We start from the raw sequence: 16411 nt of genomic DNA on the forward strand, positions 1-16411 counted from the left end.
GCATCGCTGGCACGATCTGGGCAATAAGGTTGTCGTCTCCGGTCGCCGGCGCGGCTTGCTCGAGGAAACGGTCGAAGGACGGACAGGTATGGGATTTTACGAGTTGGACGTCGATGATACCGACGCGATCGGGACTGTCACGCGCCGGCTGATTGCCGAGCATCCTGACCTCAATGTGCTGGTCAATTGCGCGGGGATTTCGGGCTCAGAAGACATCACAACCGCCCGCGATCTCTCGCGCGGAGAAAAGATGATCGCGACCAATTTTCTCGGCCCCGTCCGCATGATCGATGCGCTGGTCGATCATCTCAAGTGTCGCCCGGCAGCCGCCGTCGTCAACGTATCTTCGGGTACCGGTTTCGTGCCCTATCCCGCGGCGCCAACCTATTCAGCGAGCAAGGCAGCGCTGCATTCCTACACGATGTCCCTTCGCGCGCTCATGCGAGGCGCGCTGCAGATTATTGAGATCATCCCGCCGCAGGTCGCCACGGACCTGATGGACGGCCTGGAAAAACTCGCCCTTTAGCGTTGCGCTGGAGAAGTTTGCCGACGACGTGATGGTGCAACTCATCGCCTATCCATTCGCGGACGAGATTACCGTTGATGAAGTGAAGCCGTTCCGTTTCGCTGAACGGGACGGCAAGATGACAGAGATTGTAATGGGTATGGTCGGGGATAGCTAGCGGATCGCTTCTCGTCAGCTAAGACAAACCACTGGCCTACTCATAAGTCCGTTTTCCTGGCTTGAACGACAGCTATTTTGGTCGGTTTCACAGGCCTGTGGATAGGCTATTGGCGAATCCAAGCAAAGTCACACATGAACGAGCGGAAGCTTACGAGAATTGAGCACGGCAGCTTAATGTCGTCTTTTGGGTCAATATTCCCTGCCCGGCTGGACCTGTGCACATATCTTATGGTCTTTGCCGGTATTGCTCAGGACGCAATCCAGAACAGCTATCATTAGGCTGGCGGACCAATTGTATAGTGAACTGTACACATGGCCTTAGCAATATCTGCTGGAGCACGGATGTTGAAACCGGTGGCAACAGGTGCAACTCAGCTTAGTGGCGGATAAGCCGTGGTCTTCTGAATCCTTGGCCAAATGATCACGGCCTATCCGCACGCCAAGGTAGTTTAGGTCGCCTGGTTGGAGGATACGGGCTTGGCCGTAACGTCGAAGCGGTCGGCATTCATGACCTTTACCCAGGTGCGAACGAAGTCGCGAACGAACTTCTGCTCATGACCGTTCTCGGCATAGACTTCAGCCGTTGCACGCAACTGCGAATTCGAACCGAAGACCAGATCGGTGCGCGTCGCCTGCCACTTCTTCTCGCGACCGCCGCGATCGTAACCGATGAACTTCTCGTCGCTCGACGTGTCGACCAGATCCCAGAACGTGTCGTTGTCGAGCAGGTTGACGAAGAAGTCGTTGGTCAGCTGGCCCTTACGCTCGGTGAGTACGCCCTCGGGCGCGTCGCCAAAGTTCGCACCAAGCACGCGCAGGCCACCGACCAGCACGGTCATCTCAGGCGCGGACAGCCCGAGCAATGAAGCCTTGTCGAGCAACAGCTCCTCGGTCTTCACCGGGTGACGCGTCTTCAGGTAGTTGCGGAAGCCATCGGCCTGCGGCTCCATCCACACGAAGCTCTCGACATCGGTCCACTCCTGCGTGGCGTCACCGCGTCCGCCGAGGAATGGCACCGACACGTCATGCCCCGCATCGCGTGCCGCCTTTTCGACTGCTGCCGAACCCGCCAACACGATCGCATCGGCCAGCGACATGTTACCGCGCAGCTCGTTGAGCTTGGCCAGTACCGTACTCAGCTGCTCGGGCTCGTTGACCGGCCAGTCCTTCTGTGGAGCGAGCGCGATGCGCGCACCGTTGGCACCACCGCGGTGGTCCGACCGACGATAGCTCGATGCCGATGCCCAGGCGGTCTTGACCAGCTGGCCGATCGTCAGCCCGCTCGACAGCACGGCGTCCTTGAACGCTACAACGTCGGCGTCCGACGGCGCGGTGCCTTCGGGAACCGGATCCTGCCAGATCAGCGTCTCCTCAGGCACCTCAGGCCCAAGGTAGCGGACCCGCGGACCCATGTCGCGGTGCGTCAGCTTGAACCAGGCGCGCGCGAACGCATCGTCGAGTGCCGACTGATCGTCACGGAAACGTAGCGCAATCTCGCGGAACTCGGGATCCATCTTCAGCGCCATGTCGGCGGTCGTCATCATCGTCGGCACACGCTTGCTGGGGTCGCGTGCGTCGGGGGCCATGTCCTCCAGCTCAGGGTTGACCGGCTGCCACTGCTTCGCGCCGGCCGGGCTCTCGGTCAGCTCATAGTCGTACTTGAACAGCAGTCGCAGATAATCGCCGGTCCACTTGGTCGGGTTGTTGGACCACGCGCCCTCGACGCCCGAGGTTGTGATGTGGCCTTGGCCGATCTCCTCGCTGTCGGTCAGCCAGCCGAGGCCCTGCATGTGCACGGCTTCCGAAGACGGGGCTTTGAAATGCGGTGCCGGCTTTGCGCCGTGGGCCTTGCCGAAGGCATGACCGCCAGCGGTCAGTGCGACAGTTTCCTCGGAGTTCATCGCCATCCGCTGGAAGGTGGCCTTCATGTCGCGCGCGGACAGAAGCGGGTTCGGATCACCACCCGGACCTTCCGGATTGACGTAGATGAGACCCATCTGGATCGCGGCGAGCGGTCCTTCGAGTTCGGGTAGGTCCTCGCTAATGCGGGTCTGCGCACCTTCGTTGACCCACAGCTCCTCGGCACCCCAGAACGTGTCGCCCTCGGAGGCGAAAACGTCCTTGCGGCCACCGGCGAAACCGAAGATCGGTCCGCCCATGCTCTCGATCGCGACGTTGCCGGCGAGAATGAACAGATCGGCCCAGCTGATGTTCTTGCCGTACTTCTGCTTCAGCGGCCACAACAGGCGACGTGCCTTGTCGAGGTTGCCGTTGTCCGGCCACGAATTAAGCGGTTCGAAGCGCTGCTGACCCGACGATGACCCACCACGGCCGTCAGTGACTCGGTAGGTGCCAGCAGCATGCCACGCCATGCGGATCATGAACGGGCCGTAGTGACCATAGTCGGCAGGCCACCAGGCCTTGCTGTCGGTCATCAGCGCCGTCAGGTCCGCCTTCAGCGCGACATAGTCGAGCTGCTTGAACGCCTCGGCATAGTCGAACTCTTCGCCCATCGGGTCGGGAGAAACCCCATGCTGGTGCAGCATGTCGATTGGCAGCGCATCGGGCCACCAATCCTTGTTCGTACGCCCGAGCAGCGAGCGAGCCTTGACCTCACCACCACCCTGGGGACCCATCGGGCAACCGCTGCTCTTGGGCTGTTCGTAATCGGCCATTTCGGCGTCCTCTCTCGATAGGGGCAATCGTATTACGGTTATCATGCCGGATCTGAAGGACATTTGTCCAATCGATTGTTCGGGAAAGATCGATCACATTAGTCGATCACAGACGGAAGTCTGGCATTTTCTCTGACAGCGCGTACATACGCCATGAGATCGACGGTGATACTAGTTACGCCGATGGAAGTCGGGGCTACAGTCTCCGAGATACCTTCGATGAGATACCGCCTCGGAACCCCATCATAAACTACCGCGGCACCGAAGCACGGTGCCGTGGATTTGCTGCCATTCAGCCGTTTCCGGTGGCAAGCCTATCGGTCGTTATCGAGCGGCAGGCTATTCTGGATCGTCTGCGCCAGTGCGCGCATGTCGTCCCCGCGGCCGCTGCCCACACGCCACGCCAGCACGACCTTCCGGTCCGCCCTTGATGGCAGGGGTGTCGTGTCAATTCGTCGACCGTCTATCAGTCCGGCGTCTATTGCCATTTGGGGCAAGAAGGTCGTTCCCAGACCTGCTTCTACAAGCTCCACTAGCGTATGAAGGGATGTCGCTACCATCGCCGACGGGCGGGCCTTTGGCAGGCCGCAGCCAATCAAGCCGTGATCGCTCAGGCAGTGCCCGTCCTCGAGCAACAGGAGGGTTTGTGGGTCGAGCAATGGTGAGACACCCTGCCGCGGGGTCGCGAGCAACAATGGGTCTTGCATGATCTCGACATAGTCCACCTTGCCGCAATCATACGGTAGCGCGAGAATAACCGCGTCCAAAACACCGCGATACAGCTCGGCACAGGCACGCTCGCTCGTCATCTCCCGGACCTGTAGCTCCAACTGCGGGAACTTCATCCGCAAAGCGCCGAGTGCGCGCGGCAGGAGAAATGGCGCGACCGTTGGAATGATGCCAAGGCGAAGGGTGCCAGTGAGCGGCTTTGCCGCCGCGACGGCGAAATCGGTCAACGCTGATGTAGCGTCAAGTACGCTACGGGCTCTCAGAACGAAAGCCTCACCGATATCGGTGAACCGCAGCGAGCGTTGCGTTCTCTCAACGAGCTGCATTCCGATAAGCCGTTCGAGTTCGGCGATGCCCGACGACAAGGTCGATTGCCCGACGCCTAAGGCCGCGGCGGCTCGACCGAAATGGCCGGTCTCACGAAGTTCTACCAGGTAGCGCAGTTGGCGCAGCGACGGGGTTACGACATTAGGCACAAGGGCAATCTTAGTCCAATTTGTGCAGGAATGCTTGGAGATTTGCCCGAACACCACGATAGCCCATAGCCGACACAGGTTCGGGAATGGCGCGGCAATTTCATCGTGAACCAACGGCTGCAGTTGGGATGCCGTGGAATTAGCCTGAATGGCTGAAAGTGGGTCGAATAGACTACAAGCGACGCTGGCACTCAGATCAAATAAGCGTCGAGACGAAGGCCATGACCTCGTCGATTGAATGATTTCCGGTGCGGATCCTTGACTGCCTCGACCAGCGTGATTGCATGTTCCCAAGGCAATTGTGCAATGACCTGTTGCACGATTTCGCGGTTGGGGAAGGCCTCGGCCAGCGCCCGCATATATTTGAGATTCCGCGGCGAAAAGCCTGTCATCTCCGGGAAGTCGTGCTTCAGGTCCGCCGAAAGTCGGTCGACGATCTTGGCGCCCCATCCAGCGCTGTCCTGCCTATCCAGGATGTCGCGGCCGATTTCCCAGTATAGCAGGATCAGTTCCTCGTTGGCTGCCAATGCCGCTCGCAGCCGAGATGTCCGGATCCGCTCCTTCAACGTATCGAGAAGTTGGACGTAATCGTTCGAATCAGAAGGCGGTGGTACAAGGTTCATCGGAACAGCGTGTAGCATCGCGAGACGGCTGTGACAGGTAGAGACGAACCGAAGGTAGGTGAAGGTCTTCCCGGAAATGCGCATGCCGGACGACGGTACGGGCGCGCTGCCACTGGTCCGCGGCATCGTGCTGTCGGATGGGAAGTCGTCGACCTACAAGCTGGCTCTGCTCCGTTCGGTTACTGGCATCGCCAGACGCCACCTTCGCAAACCGCTTCTTCCACGCATACAGCGAGTGTGGGCTGACGCTGAGGCGCTGCGAAACTTCCGCTACCGGGTAACCCCGCTCCGTGATCTGCACCACCGCGTCACGCTTGAAATCATCGCTGAAATTGGGCTTCCCCATCGTCGCCTCCTGTCCTCAGAATTAGGATTGAAGGTGTCCAGAAATCTAGGGTCTATTCATCCTGCCTGCACGAATGCGTCGCGCATGATATCCCGTAGCCCCATGGAATTGTAATAAAGCGCGTCAGAACCTTGCGCAATATCCTAATCAGGACCCTGTCACTCGCCTACCGAGACTTCTTGCAAAGCGGTTCCCGACAAACCAAAATTGACGAGCAGCTGGCCCGGACCGTTCGGGTTAACCGCCTGGCCAAGCCGATGGGAGTTCCGCAATCGGGAAACGGCGATTCAGGCAGGAATGTCCGAAAGTGGGCGCAAACGGACCCGTCGGCAAATCTGCCGTAACGTCGATGCAGGCGTTATAACGGAACCGATTCAAGTTGCAGACGTATCTAATTTAGATCAATCGGAGCAGCATGTTCCATGTCTCATGTTCTCGTCATTGAAAACGCGTATTTGTTTGCTGAGTATCTTAAGGATATAGTTACCATGGCGGGGGCAGGCTCAGTCGAGATTGCGACGACTCAATCTGCCGCCATCGCTGCTGCAAACGAGCAGAAGCCAAACTTAATCATGTCCGACGTGCATCTTGATGAAGGTAATGGCGTTGCAGCCGTTGGGGACATAATTTTAAACCACGGCGAAATGCCGATAATTTTCATAACGGGAACAAAGTTAGAGCGGGCAAGCTGTCCGCACGGTTCGATTATCCTCCAAAAGCCAGTAACTCCAAACGCTATATTGGCTGCAATCAATGAAGCCGTGATGTAAACATCCTAGCCTACTTCAAATAAATAGTGTTGCCTTAGACCCGCCGCCCGGGGATAAATGATCCCGCTATTATTTTATCATCGTCCGTCATCTTCTCACATTCACCGCCTACGTGGTCAATGCGGAGAAGAAATCGGGCTAACCACAAACGGTCAGCAGTCGCAGTTGCATTCTTCATACTCGTTCCGATTGCCTTGTATCAATTGCGCATCGGAGAGGATGAAACGGAAAGGGGCGCGGTGAACGAGCGACCGCTTTCGGGAGATTGGATTTGTCAGCTGGACGTCGGAATTTGGGCGATTGTGTTGAAAAAGTCGGGATTTGGTCGGAGGCCGGCAGCCGCTGATTTGCGCTGGACGGTGCCGATTGGCTCAGGCGGGTAGCGGCTGCGTTGGCATCGGGATGAGCTTGGCCATCTTGCGGAGGTTCTGGGCAGTGGCTGCCATATGGAACTCGTCCCTGGCGCCGTTTGGACCTCGTAGGCGCAATCGGTCGAGCTTCAGGATGCGCTTGAGGTGCGCGAACAGCATCTCGACCTTCTTTCGCTGGCGGCGGGATGTGACGTAGGCGTCGGTGGTGGCGATGTCGCGGGCGAGGTCGCGAGCCCCCTCGTGGACCGAGCGGGTGACCTTGCGCGCCGGCATGTTGGGCGTGCATCGTTGCCGCAGGGCACAGCCGCCACAGTCCTGCTGTCGCGCGCGGTAGCGGATGAAGCCGTCCTGGCCGACATCGCTCCGGGCCGTTGCGAAGTTGCGGTTCCTGGGGCGCAGGTGCTTGCCGCCGGGACAGACGTAGCTGTCGTCGTCATGGTCGTACGTGAAGGCATCACGCTCGAACGTGCCGTCGCGGCGAGCGGACTTGTCGAACACCGGGATGTGCGGCTGGATGTCGCGCTCGTGTGCCAGCCAAGCCAGCATCTCGGCCGAACCATAAGCTGTGTCCGCCGCCAGCCGCTCCGGCCAGACGCCGAGGCAGTCCTGCACCCGCGCGATCATGCGCTTGCAGGCCGTGACCTCGGCTTGGCGCACCGCGGTGCTCGCCTCCACGTCCATGATGCCACGTCCATGATGACGGCGTGGTCGAGGTCGAGGTCGATGAGGTAGTTGGTCGAGTAGGCGTAGAAGGCAGGCCCGCGATGCGCGCTGGTCCAACGCGACGCGGGGGTCGGCCGGTGCCAGATACTTCGGCACCACGGGCGTCGCTGCGCCGAACGCGGCATCGTCGAGAACGGCCAGATACTCGCGCACCGCACGGCTGTCGGCGTCCGGCCGCAAGCCTTCGATGCCGGGCCGGCCGGTCTGCCGATTGGCATCGGCACGGATCAGGCTGGCGTCGACCGCGAAGCCTTCGCCCCCGACCAGCCCCTCGGCCATGCAACGCGCGACCGTCGTCTCGAACAATCGGCGCAACAGATCGCTGTCGCGGAAGCGCCCATGCCGGTTCTTCGAGAAGGTCGAGTGGTCGGGCACGTCGCCGTCCAGCCCCAGTCGGCAGAACCAGCGATAGGCCAGGTTCAGATGCACCTCGTCGCACAACCGCCGCTCGGACCGGATCCCCATGCAATAGCCGATGATGAGCATCCGGATCATCAGCTCCGGGTCGATCGAGGGGCGGCCCGTCTCGCTGTAGAAGGGCTTCAACTCCTCGCGGATGCCCGACAGGTCCACAAACCGGTCGATCGACCGTAGCAGATGGTCCGCCGGCACGTGCCGCTCCAGGCTGAAGCTGTAAAACAGCGCTTCCTGCGCCACCGTCCGCTCGCCCATCATCGGCCCGTCTCCGTTCACCTCGCCGGGGCGGATATCCGTCGAACAATCGCCGCCGACCTGGCGGCCTGCATCGCGCGCGATATCGCGGACGGCGCGCTTCCCGCTGACACGGAAGCAGCCGCGCTTGCTGGAATAGTCGTGGCCGTGGCCAAGACGGCGATGAAGGCGTGGCCTTCCGCGCCGGAATGACGTCGACCTGCCGGATGTCAGTCGCCGGTACCGAAAGGCCCGCGAGCAACGGCGCGCGAGCGGCGAGCCTGTGCGACACGAACTCGGTGAAGAGCCGCACGCGCTTCGTCTTGCGGGTCTCGCCCTGCGTGAGAAGCCAGACCGTGCCGTACAGATGCAGTTCGGTTCCCGGCACCCGCGGCAGCAGCGGATCGGCGTCACCGACGGAACACGGCAGCGCCGAGATCCCGCGAAGCGGCTTTGTCGGCTGCAGTTGCTCGTTGGCCGGCCGGGGGGCCGCGTCAGCGACAGAACCAACCATCTCCTGGGATGACGTCATAATTATCCGGCCAAATAAGCGAGCGCACGTTTTCGCGAAGCGTAAGGGCGGTCCTTTGCAGCGCGCATAGGGTCTACGCTGATGGGCGCTTCTACCATCCCGGACCGGCTCGTTACCGAGGTTCTGCAACTAACTGCAGACGCCACTTTAATCAAAAGTCGCGCCCGGAGGCCCTTCACCGGTACGGGGAGGCCTCAGAAGAGGCCTGACGCCAGCAAGGGACATAAGGGACACTACACGCCGGCTCGTGCGGGATCATCTTCGTGCGAGCGGAGGCCTGCATGACCCCGACCAAACTGCTCATCGGCCAGATCTTGACCGTGTTCGCTATCGTTCTGGCGGGCATCTGGTTCGCGACCCAGTGGGCAGCGGCGGCGCTGGCCCATCAGCCGGAACTGGGTGCACCTTGGTTCATCGCGTTCGGGTATCCCGTCTATCATCCCTGGGCGTTGTTCGGCTGGTGGTATCACTTCGACGCCTATGCTCCGACAATCTTTGACGAGGCCGGCGCGATCGCAGGCGCCAGCGGGTTCTTTGGCTGCGGCGCTGCGGTCATTGGGTCGTTGTGGCGTGCCCGACAACGCAAGAATATCACCACGTACGGCTCCGCACGCTGGGCGACACCCACTGATATTCGCCACGCAGGGCTTTTCAACGAAGGCGGCGCCTTCCTCGGCCGGATCGGCGCCCGCTATCTTCGCCATGACGGCCCCGAACATATTATGGCGTTCGCGCCGACCCGCTCGGGCAAGGGTGTCGGCTTGGTCGTGCCGACTTTGCTGGGATGGACCGGCTCTGCCGTCATTCACGACATCAAGGGCGAGAACTGGACGCTGACTAGCGGCTGGCGCGCGCGCTTCTCGCATTGCTTGCTGTTCAACCCGACCGATGCGCGGTCCGCGCGGTACAATCCGCTGCTCGAGGTCCGGCGTGGTATCGATGAAGTTCGAGACGTCCAGAACATTGCCGACATCCTCGTTGACCCCGAAGGCGCGCTGGAGCGGCGCAACCATTGGGAAAAGACCAGCCATTCGCTGCTGGTCGGCGCGATCCTGCATGTTCTCTATGCCGAGGAGGAGAAGACATTGGCGCGGGTCGCGACCTTTCTCTCCGATCCCCAGCGTTCCTTCACCGCGACCCTGGATCGGATGATGACCACCAACCATCTCGGCAGTGAGGATACGCCTAGGGTGCATCCCGTTGTGGCGTCGGCTGCGCGCGAGGTGCTCAACAAATCCGTTAATGAACGCTCCGGCGTGCTGTCGACTGCCATGTCCTTCTTGGGATTATACCGCGATCCCACCGTCGCCATGGTTACGTCGCGCTGCGACTGGCGCATCGCCGATCTCGTGGAGGGCAAATCGCCGCTCTCGCTCTATCTGGTCGTGCCGCCGTCCGACATCAGCCGTACCAAACCGCTGATCCGCCTGGTGCTCAACCAGATCGGTCGCCGGCTGACCGAGCAGCTCCATGCGGCGAATCCTGACAAGGGTGCCAAGTCCGCTCGCCACACATTGCTTATGATGCTGGACGAGTTCCCAGCGCTCGGGCGCCTGGACTTTTTCGAGACCAGTCTCGCTTTCCTTGCCGGCTATGGCGTGCGCGCCTTCCTGATCGCGCAGAGCCTGAACCAGATCGAGAAAGCGTACGGCGCTCAGAACGCTATTCTCGACAATTGCCATGTCCGAATCGCGTTCGCGACCAACGATGAACGGACCGCCAAACGCTTGTCCGACGCGCTCGGTACCGCCACCGAACAACGCGCGATGCGCAACTATGCCGGGCATCGGCTTGCCCCGTGGCTTGCCCACGTCATGGTCAGCCGTCAGGAGACCGCCCGTGCGCTATTGACGCCAGGCGAGGTGATGCAGCTCGCGCCAACCGACGAACTGGTGCTGGTCGCTGGCATGCCGCCAATCCGGGCGACCAAGCTTCGCTATTATGAGGACGGGGCCTTCACCGGGCGCCTACTCCCCCCGCCTGCGCTGACGGACGGCGACTATCCCGATCGCCCGCCGCATCGCGTCGATGACTGGGCGGGAACCGTTCGCAGCACCGATACGCGCTTGGCCGGCATGGAAGAGTCTACCGAGGGTAAAAGCGCTGGCGACGGGCAGGAGCAGGCCCGCCATCCCGGCGATGAGCCCGACGAAGCGCCGACGCCCGCACCCGCCACGGACGATCCGCTGGGACTCCGCGAAGGCAGCACCGACCCTGCTACCGACAAGCGGGCGATGGATCAGGCACGCGCTATCACAAACGCGCGGACAACCTTTGGCGTCGACGCCGGACTCGCGCCGTCCAAAGACCTGATGCCGGGTTTCTGAACCATGGCCGAGCCGAAAATCCGCCATCAGCTCTTCCTGCCCAAACCGATCAGTGATCGGTTGGAAGCGCTGGCCGCGAAGCCGGGCACGTCCAAGTCGGCGATCCTTGCCGATGCGGTCACCGCCTGGCTCAATCGTCGCGGGAGCAGCGAACTCGACGACCGGTTCGGCATGCGGCTCGACCGCATGACCAACGCACTCAGTCGGATCGAGCGCGACGGCCATATCCTGCTCGAAACGCTCGCCCTGTTCGTCCGCTACGAACTCGCCATCCACGCGCCGCTTGCCGAGAACGACCAGGCGGGGCGCGCCATCGCCGCCAAGCGGTTCGAGGCGTTCATTGCACAGGTCGGTAGGCAGATCGCCGCAGGCCGACGCACGATCGGTGACGATCCGGAGCGTATCCCATGAGCAATACGCTCTCCGCAGACCGAAGACGCGCCATGCTGCGCACCGCGATGGGGCCGGACATCGGCATGGCGCTGGACGATGCGCGCGTCGTCGAGATCATGGTCAACCCGGACGGCGCGCTACGCCTCGACCGGCTTGGTGCAGGCCGCGGCGATACCGGTATCCGCATGGACCCCATGCAGGTGGAACGGATCATCCGTCTGGTCGCGAGCCATGCTCGTGCTGAAGTGCATGGCGATGCGCCGATCGTGTCCGCCGAACTGCCGCCGCGCACCGACGGCCATGCCGGGGAACGGTTCGAAGGCCTTCTGCCTCCTGTGGCGACAGCGCCCTGTTTCTCGATTCGCAAGCCTGCGACCCGGCTTTATACGCTACTGGACTATGTGAGCGACGGCATCATGTCGGCCGATGCGGCGCGGTTGCTCGCCCAAGCGGTCGCCGATCGCTGCAACATCCTGGTCGCGGGCGGCACCAGCTCGGGCAAGACCACGCTCGCCAATGCCCTGCTCGCCGAGATGGCACATCTCGACGAGCGGGTGATCCTGATCGAAGATACCCGCGAACTGCAAAGTCCGGCCGCCGACACGGTTGCGCTGCGCACCCGCGCCGGTGTCGTCGGCATGGCCGATCTGGTCCGCTCGACGCTGCGGTTGCGGCCCGACCGCATCATCGTCGGCGAAGTCCGCGGGCCCGAAGCGCTCGACATGCTCAAGGCTTGGAACACCGGCCATCCCGGCGGGATCGCCACCGTTCACGCCAACAGCGCGACGTCGGCGCTCTATCGCATCGAACAGCTCGTGCAGGAGGCCGTCGTTACCGTGCCCCGCCGTCTGATCGCCGATGCGATCGACATCGTCATATTCATCGCCGGCCGCGGCATTGCCAGGCGCATCCAATCGATCGTCCGCGTCACGGGCGTCGATCCCGGCGGCAGCTACGCCGTCGTGGACATTAGCCCCAGTCCGCAAGGAGAAGACCCATGCATAGTACCCGTCTCCCCGCCACCCGCTCGACCTTCCTGATCGTCGCCGCGTCGTCTCTCTCGCTGACGATCGCGAGCCATGCTCAGGCCGCCGGCGCCGGCATGCCTTGGGAGGAGCCTCTCCAGCAAGTGCTGGAATCGGTCCAGGGGCCGGTTGCCAAGATCATCGCGGTGCTGATCATCATCACCACAGGCCTGACGCTGGCATTCGGCGAGACCGCAGGTGGCTTCCGCAAGCTCATCCAGATCGTGTTCGGCCTGTCGATCGCGTTTGCCGCATCGAGCTTTTTCCTGTCCTTCTTCTCGTTCGGCGGCGGAGCGCTGATCGCATGACCGCCAGCGGCCAGCACATTGCCGATGGCCATGTCGTCGGTTTCGAAGCCCCAATTCACAGCAGCCTCGGGTCACCGATCCTGCTGGCCGGCGCGCCCCGGATGATCGCGATCGTCAACGGTACGGTCTGCGCGGCCGTTGGCCTTGGACTTCAACAATGGCCGGCCGGTCTTCTGCTCTGGGCGGCGGGGCACAGCCTCGCCGTCTTCGCCGCCCGGCGCGATCCGGATTTCGCCCCCATGCTGCTGCGTCACCTCCGTCAGAAAGGCTATCTCGCGTGCTGAACCTTGCTGAATATCGCCACCGCGCAGACCGCCTTGCGGATCATCTACCCTGGGCGGCATTGGTCGCGCCTGGCATCGTCCTCAACAAGGATGGCAGCTTTCAGCGCACCTTGGCGTTCCGCGGCCCCGATCTCGAATCCTCAACCCAAGCCGAACTGGTGTCGGCTTGCGCGCGCGCCAACAACGTCCTCAAGCGGTTCGGCACCGGATGGGCATTGTTCTTGGAGGCCGAGCGGCACGAGGCGATGGGCTATCCCGACAGCGATTTCCCCGATCCCGCGTCCTGGCTGGTCGATCGCGAGCGGCGCGCCACCTTCCTTGCCGAGGGCGAACACTATGTGAGCCGCTATCATATGACGCTGACCTGGATGCCACCGGTCGACAGCGTCGATGCGGCGGGCCGATCCCTGGTCGACCGGCCCGAGACCGGCAAGGGGCGCGACTGGCGTGCCGCCTTGGCAAGCTTCGTCGCCGAGACCGATCGCGCGCTGGATCTGTTTGCAGGCTTCATGCCCGAGGTGCGGGCACTCGATGACGCGCAGACGCTCACATATCTGCACGGCGCAGTTTCGGACCGCCATCATCCGGTCGCGGTACCCGAGACGCCGGTCTATCTCGATGCGCTGCTCGCTGACACGCCACTGGTCGGCGGCCTCGAACCGAAGCTGGGTGAGCGGTATATCAGCACGCTGAGCGTGCTCGGCTTTCCGAACATGAGCCGCCCCGGCATTCTCGACGCGCTCAATCATCAGGATTTCGGCTATCGCTGGGTGACCCGCTTCATCACCCTCGACAAGTCCGATGCGACCAAAGCGCTGACAAAAATGCGGCGCCAGTGGTTCAACAAGCGCAAGTCGATCACGGCGATGCTGCGTGAGGTGCTGTATAACCAACCGTCCCCGTTGCTCGATAGCGATGCGGACAACAAAGTGATCGACGCCGATCTGGCGCTTCAGGCGCTAGGCGGTGATCATGTCGCTTTCGGGTACCTCACCACAACGATCACGGTGGCCGATACCGATCGTGCCCGTGTTGACATCAAGGTCCGGCAGGTCGAGCGGATCGTCAACGGCCTTGGCTTCACGACCATCCACGAAGGCGTGAATGCGGTCGAAGCATGGCTGTCTTCGCTGCCAGGGCATGTCTATGCCAATGTCCGTCAGCCGCTCGTCCATACGTTGAACCTCGCGCATCTGATGCCGCTGTCATCGGTATGGGCCGGCCCTGCGCGCAACGCGCATCTCGACGGGCCAGCGCTTCTCTATGCCAAGACGGCAGGCTCGACACCGTTCCGTTTATCCACCCATGTGGGCGACGTCGGGCATATGCTGGTCGTTGGCCCAACCGGTGCGGGCAAGTCCGTGCTGCTGGCACTGATCGCGTTGCAGTTCCGCCGTTATGCGGGCTCTCAGGTCTACATTTTCGACAAGGGTTTCTCTGCCCGGGCCGCGGTGCTTGCGATGGGCGGCGCACATCATGCCTTGGGCCTGGGCGCCGATGGTGGGGAAACGCTGGCGTTCCAGCCGCTGCGCCGGATCGACGACCTCGCCGAGCGGAGTTGGGCGGCGGAATGGATCGCTGCGCTGTTTGCCGGCGAGAAGGTCGCCGTCACACCGGATATCAAAGACGCTATCTGGTCGGCGCTGGGCAGCCTCGCCTCTGCACCGCCTGAGGAGCGGACGTTGACGGGATTCACGTTGCTCCTCCAGTCGAATGCACTGCGGATGGCGCTTAGCGCCTACACCCTCGACGGTCCCTATGGGCGGCTTCTGGATGCGGCAGAACAAGACCGTGCCTTCGCAGAGGTCCAGTGCTTCGAGACCGAGGCGCTAATGGGACAAGCTGGCGTCGTCGCGCCAGTGCTGACCTATGTGTTCCACCGGCTGGAGGAGCGGTTCGACGGACGCCCGACGCTGCTCATTCTCGACGAAGCCTGGCTATTTCTCGACCATCCATTGTTCGCCGCCCGTATCCGCGAATGGCTCAAGGTCCTGCGCAAAAAGAATGTCGCGGTGCTCTTCGCGACGCAGAGCCTCGCTGACATCGCGTCAAGCAGCATAGCGCCAGCCATCATCGAGAGTTGCCCGCAGCGCATATTCTTGCCCAACGATCGGGGAATCGAACCGCAGAGTCGGGACGCCTATGAACGGTTCGGGCTGAACGACAGGCAGATCGAGCTTGTTGCCCGCGCGATACCCAAACGGCACTATTACCTGCAATCGGCGAGAGGAAACCGCCTGTTCGAGCTAGGGCTTGGACCGATCGCGCTGGCACTGTGTGGCGCGTCCGATGCGCTGACCCAGGCACGTATTGACGCGATGCTTGCCGAGCATGGCGCCGATGATTTTGGTGCCCGCTTTCTTGCGGAGGCCGGGTTGGATTGGGCGGCTTCGCTATGCGTCCAGGTCGGTGGCGGGCGCTGACGTCGCACCAAGGTGAATCGCCGTTGGCATCCGTCGCGACCTCACCATGACATATAAAGCACGTTCAGCGTCGGCGACGAATACAGACAGGTCGATCGGTGCCATCTGCCGCGTGGCTGGCGCGAAAGCATGAAGGTCCGGGGCAGCGCTCGAGCATCCGCGATGACCCGCCCGAAGATGTCGTTGCCGTCACCAGACAGGCTCTGACGACATGCCGAAAACTGGCCGAAATTGGGTGCTCCCTCGGGTCAAGGAGCCTGTCATGAAACCCCCGTCATCCCATAGTCGCGTGCGCAAGTATCTGATCGCCTCTGCCCTTGGTCTTGGCGCAACGGGTGCGCTCATCATGGCGGTCACCGTGCCGACAAGTGGCGCTCACGCGATCGTCGTGTTTGATCCGTCGAACTACAGCCAGAATGTCCTGACTGCGGCGCGCACGCTGCAACAGATCAACAACCAGATCCGGTCACTGCAGAATCAGGCACAGAGCCTGATCAACCAGGCGAAGAACCTTGCCACGATCGGCTTTCCCGAGCTGGAGGCGATCACCCAGACGCTCCGGCAGATCGATCAGTTGATGGGGCAGGCGCAGGGCATCCAGTTCCGTGTCGCCAATCTCGACCAGCAGTTCCGAGCACTGTATCCGCAGAGCTTCGATCAGGCGTTGACCAGCAACCAGCGCGTGATCGCGGCGAAGGCGCGGCTCGACACGGCGATGGCGGCGTACAAGCAGACGATGGGCGTGCAGTCGCAGGTTGTCGAAAATGTCCAGGCGGATACCCAAACATTGCGCGGCATCGTCGCGCGCAGCCAGGGCGCCGAAGGGTCACTGCAAGCCCAGCAGGCGACCAACCAGCTTCTAGCACTCACCGCCAAGCAGCAGTTCCAGATCCAGACCCTGATGGCGTCGCAATATCGTGCACAGGCGATCGAGCAGGCGCGCCGTGTCCAGGGCGAGGCCGAGGCGCGGGCTGCCACCACCAAGTTCCTCGGTTCCGGCTCGGCCTACAGCCCCCAGTAGCGCCGACCGGTTGACGGCGGCGGTTCCCCCTCACCGTCGCCGTCGTCGC

General features: G+C 62.1%; 13 protein-coding genes and 2 pseudogenes. 10 read left to right on the forward strand and 5 right to left on the reverse strand.

The window, feature by feature from the left end:
- The coding region (locus NLI89_RS19080) for an SDR family NAD(P)-dependent oxidoreductase (RefSeq protein ID WP_254688423.1) at positions 1 to 526 on the forward strand (526 nt) is incomplete at its 5' end.
- Between the two features lie 31 nt (positions 527 to 557).
- A complete protein-coding gene (locus NLI89_RS21825) occupies positions 558 to 683 on the forward strand; it encodes a hypothetical protein (RefSeq protein ID WP_302675873.1) in 126 nt (41 codons plus the stop codon).
- A gap of 451 nt (positions 684 to 1134) precedes the next feature.
- On the opposite strand, the gene katG is transcribed toward NLI89_RS21825, so the two are convergent.
- The 4 genes and pseudogenes from katG to NLI89_RS21945 form a co-directional block, all read right to left on the reverse strand.
- On the reverse strand, positions 1135 to 3360 hold the full coding sequence (katG, locus tag NLI89_RS19085) for a catalase/peroxidase HPI (protein ID WP_439144547.1): 2226 nt from the start codon (positions 3358 to 3360) through the stop codon (positions 1135 to 1137).
- A gap of 314 nt (positions 3361 to 3674) precedes the next feature.
- Positions 3675 to 4679, reverse strand: coding sequence for a hydrogen peroxide-inducible genes activator (locus NLI89_RS19090; protein ID WP_254688424.1), 1005 nt, complete (start codon positions 4677 to 4679; stop codon positions 3675 to 3677).
- 77 nt (positions 4680 to 4756) lie between these two features.
- On the reverse strand, positions 4757 to 5188 hold the full coding sequence (locus NLI89_RS19095; protein ID WP_254688425.1) for a DUF1016 N-terminal domain-containing protein: 432 nt from the start codon (positions 5186 to 5188) through the stop codon (positions 4757 to 4759).
- Positions 5189 to 5398: 210 nt separating this feature from the next.
- A pseudogene (locus NLI89_RS21945) lies at positions 5399 to 5534 on the reverse strand (transposase); the annotation flags it as partial.
- Between the two features lie 422 nt (positions 5535 to 5956).
- Between NLI89_RS21945 and NLI89_RS19105 the strand changes: the two are divergent.
- Positions 5957 to 6304, forward strand: coding sequence for a response regulator (locus tag NLI89_RS19105; protein ID WP_254688427.1), 348 nt, complete (start codon positions 5957 to 5959; stop codon positions 6302 to 6304).
- A gap of 371 nt (positions 6305 to 6675) precedes the next feature.
- Here the strand turns inward: NLI89_RS19105 and NLI89_RS19110 are convergent.
- A pseudogene (locus NLI89_RS19110) lies at positions 6676 to 8073 on the reverse strand (transposase).
- A gap of 789 nt (positions 8074 to 8862) precedes the next feature.
- Here NLI89_RS19110 and NLI89_RS19115 point away from each other — a divergent pair.
- The 7 genes from NLI89_RS19115 (at position 8863) to trbJ (ending at position 16362) form a co-directional block, all read left to right on the forward strand.
- Entirely contained in the window at positions 8863 to 10908 is a 2046-nt protein-coding gene (locus tag NLI89_RS19115) for a conjugal transfer protein TraG (RefSeq protein ID WP_254688428.1), read from the forward strand.
- Between the two features lie 3 nt (positions 10909 to 10911).
- The gene (locus NLI89_RS19120; RefSeq protein WP_254688429.1) at positions 10912 to 11319 is read left to right on the forward strand and encodes a CopG family transcriptional regulator; all 408 of its coding nucleotides are present in this window, start codon (positions 10912 to 10914) and stop codon (positions 11317 to 11319) included.
- Complete coding sequence (trbB, locus tag NLI89_RS19125) at positions 11316 to 12341, forward strand: P-type conjugative transfer ATPase TrbB (RefSeq protein WP_254688430.1); 1026 nt, start codon at positions 11316 to 11318, stop codon at positions 12339 to 12341. Before NLI89_RS19120 ends, trbB begins: the two co-directional genes overlap by 4 nt.
- A complete protein-coding gene (locus NLI89_RS19130) occupies positions 12299 to 12634 on the forward strand; it encodes a TrbC/VirB2 family protein (protein WP_254688431.1) in 336 nt (111 codons plus the stop codon). Before trbB ends, NLI89_RS19130 begins: the two co-directional genes overlap by 43 nt.
- The gene (locus NLI89_RS19135) at positions 12631 to 12918 is read left to right on the forward strand and encodes a VirB3 family type IV secretion system protein (protein ID WP_254688432.1); all 288 of its coding nucleotides are present in this window, start codon (positions 12631 to 12633) and stop codon (positions 12916 to 12918) included. Before NLI89_RS19130 ends, NLI89_RS19135 begins: the two co-directional genes overlap by 4 nt.
- Positions 12912 to 15341: a conjugal transfer protein TrbE gene (gene trbE, locus NLI89_RS19140; protein WP_254688433.1), complete on the forward strand. Its 2430-nt coding sequence runs from the start codon at positions 12912 to 12914 to the stop codon at positions 15339 to 15341. The genes NLI89_RS19135 and trbE overlap by 7 nt, the downstream gene beginning before the upstream one ends.
- 289 nt (positions 15342 to 15630) lie before the next feature.
- Positions 15631 to 16362, forward strand: coding sequence for a P-type conjugative transfer protein TrbJ (gene trbJ / locus NLI89_RS19145; RefSeq protein WP_439144548.1), 732 nt, complete (start codon positions 15631 to 15633; stop codon positions 16360 to 16362).
- The last annotated feature ends 49 nt before the right edge of the window (positions 16363 to 16411 follow it).

The organism is Sphingomonas faeni (assembly GCF_024273235.1).
GTDB classification, from domain to species: domain Bacteria; phylum Pseudomonadota; class Alphaproteobacteria; order Sphingomonadales; family Sphingomonadaceae; genus Sphingomonas; species Sphingomonas faeni_A.

Bases quoted from the DNA above. Each gene is read 5' to 3' on its own strand.
- NLI89_RS21825 (WP_302675873.1), top strand. From the start codon at position 558: ATGGTGCAACTCATCGCCTATCCATTCGCGGACGAGATTACCGTTGAT.
- katG (WP_439144547.1), bottom strand. From the start codon at position 3,360: ATGGCCGATTACGAACAGCCCAAGAGCAGCGGTTGCCCGATGGGTCCC.
- NLI89_RS19095 (WP_254688425.1), bottom strand. From the start codon at position 5,188: ATGAACCTTGTACCACCGCCTTCTGATTCGAACGATTACGTCCAACTT.
- NLI89_RS19105 (WP_254688427.1), top strand. From the start codon at position 5,957: ATGTCTCATGTTCTCGTCATTGAAAACGCGTATTTGTTTGCTGAGTAT.
- NLI89_RS19115 (WP_254688428.1), top strand. From the start codon at position 8,863: ATGACCCCGACCAAACTGCTCATCGGCCAGATCTTGACCGTGTTCGCT.
- NLI89_RS19120 (WP_254688429.1), top strand. From the start codon at position 10,912: ATGGCCGAGCCGAAAATCCGCCATCAGCTCTTCCTGCCCAAACCGATC.
- trbB (WP_254688430.1), top strand. From the start codon at position 11,316: ATGAGCAATACGCTCTCCGCAGACCGAAGACGCGCCATGCTGCGCACC.
- NLI89_RS19130 (WP_254688431.1), top strand. From the start codon at position 12,299: ATGCATAGTACCCGTCTCCCCGCCACCCGCTCGACCTTCCTGATCGTC.
- NLI89_RS19135 (WP_254688432.1), top strand. From the start codon at position 12,631: ATGACCGCCAGCGGCCAGCACATTGCCGATGGCCATGTCGTCGGTTTC.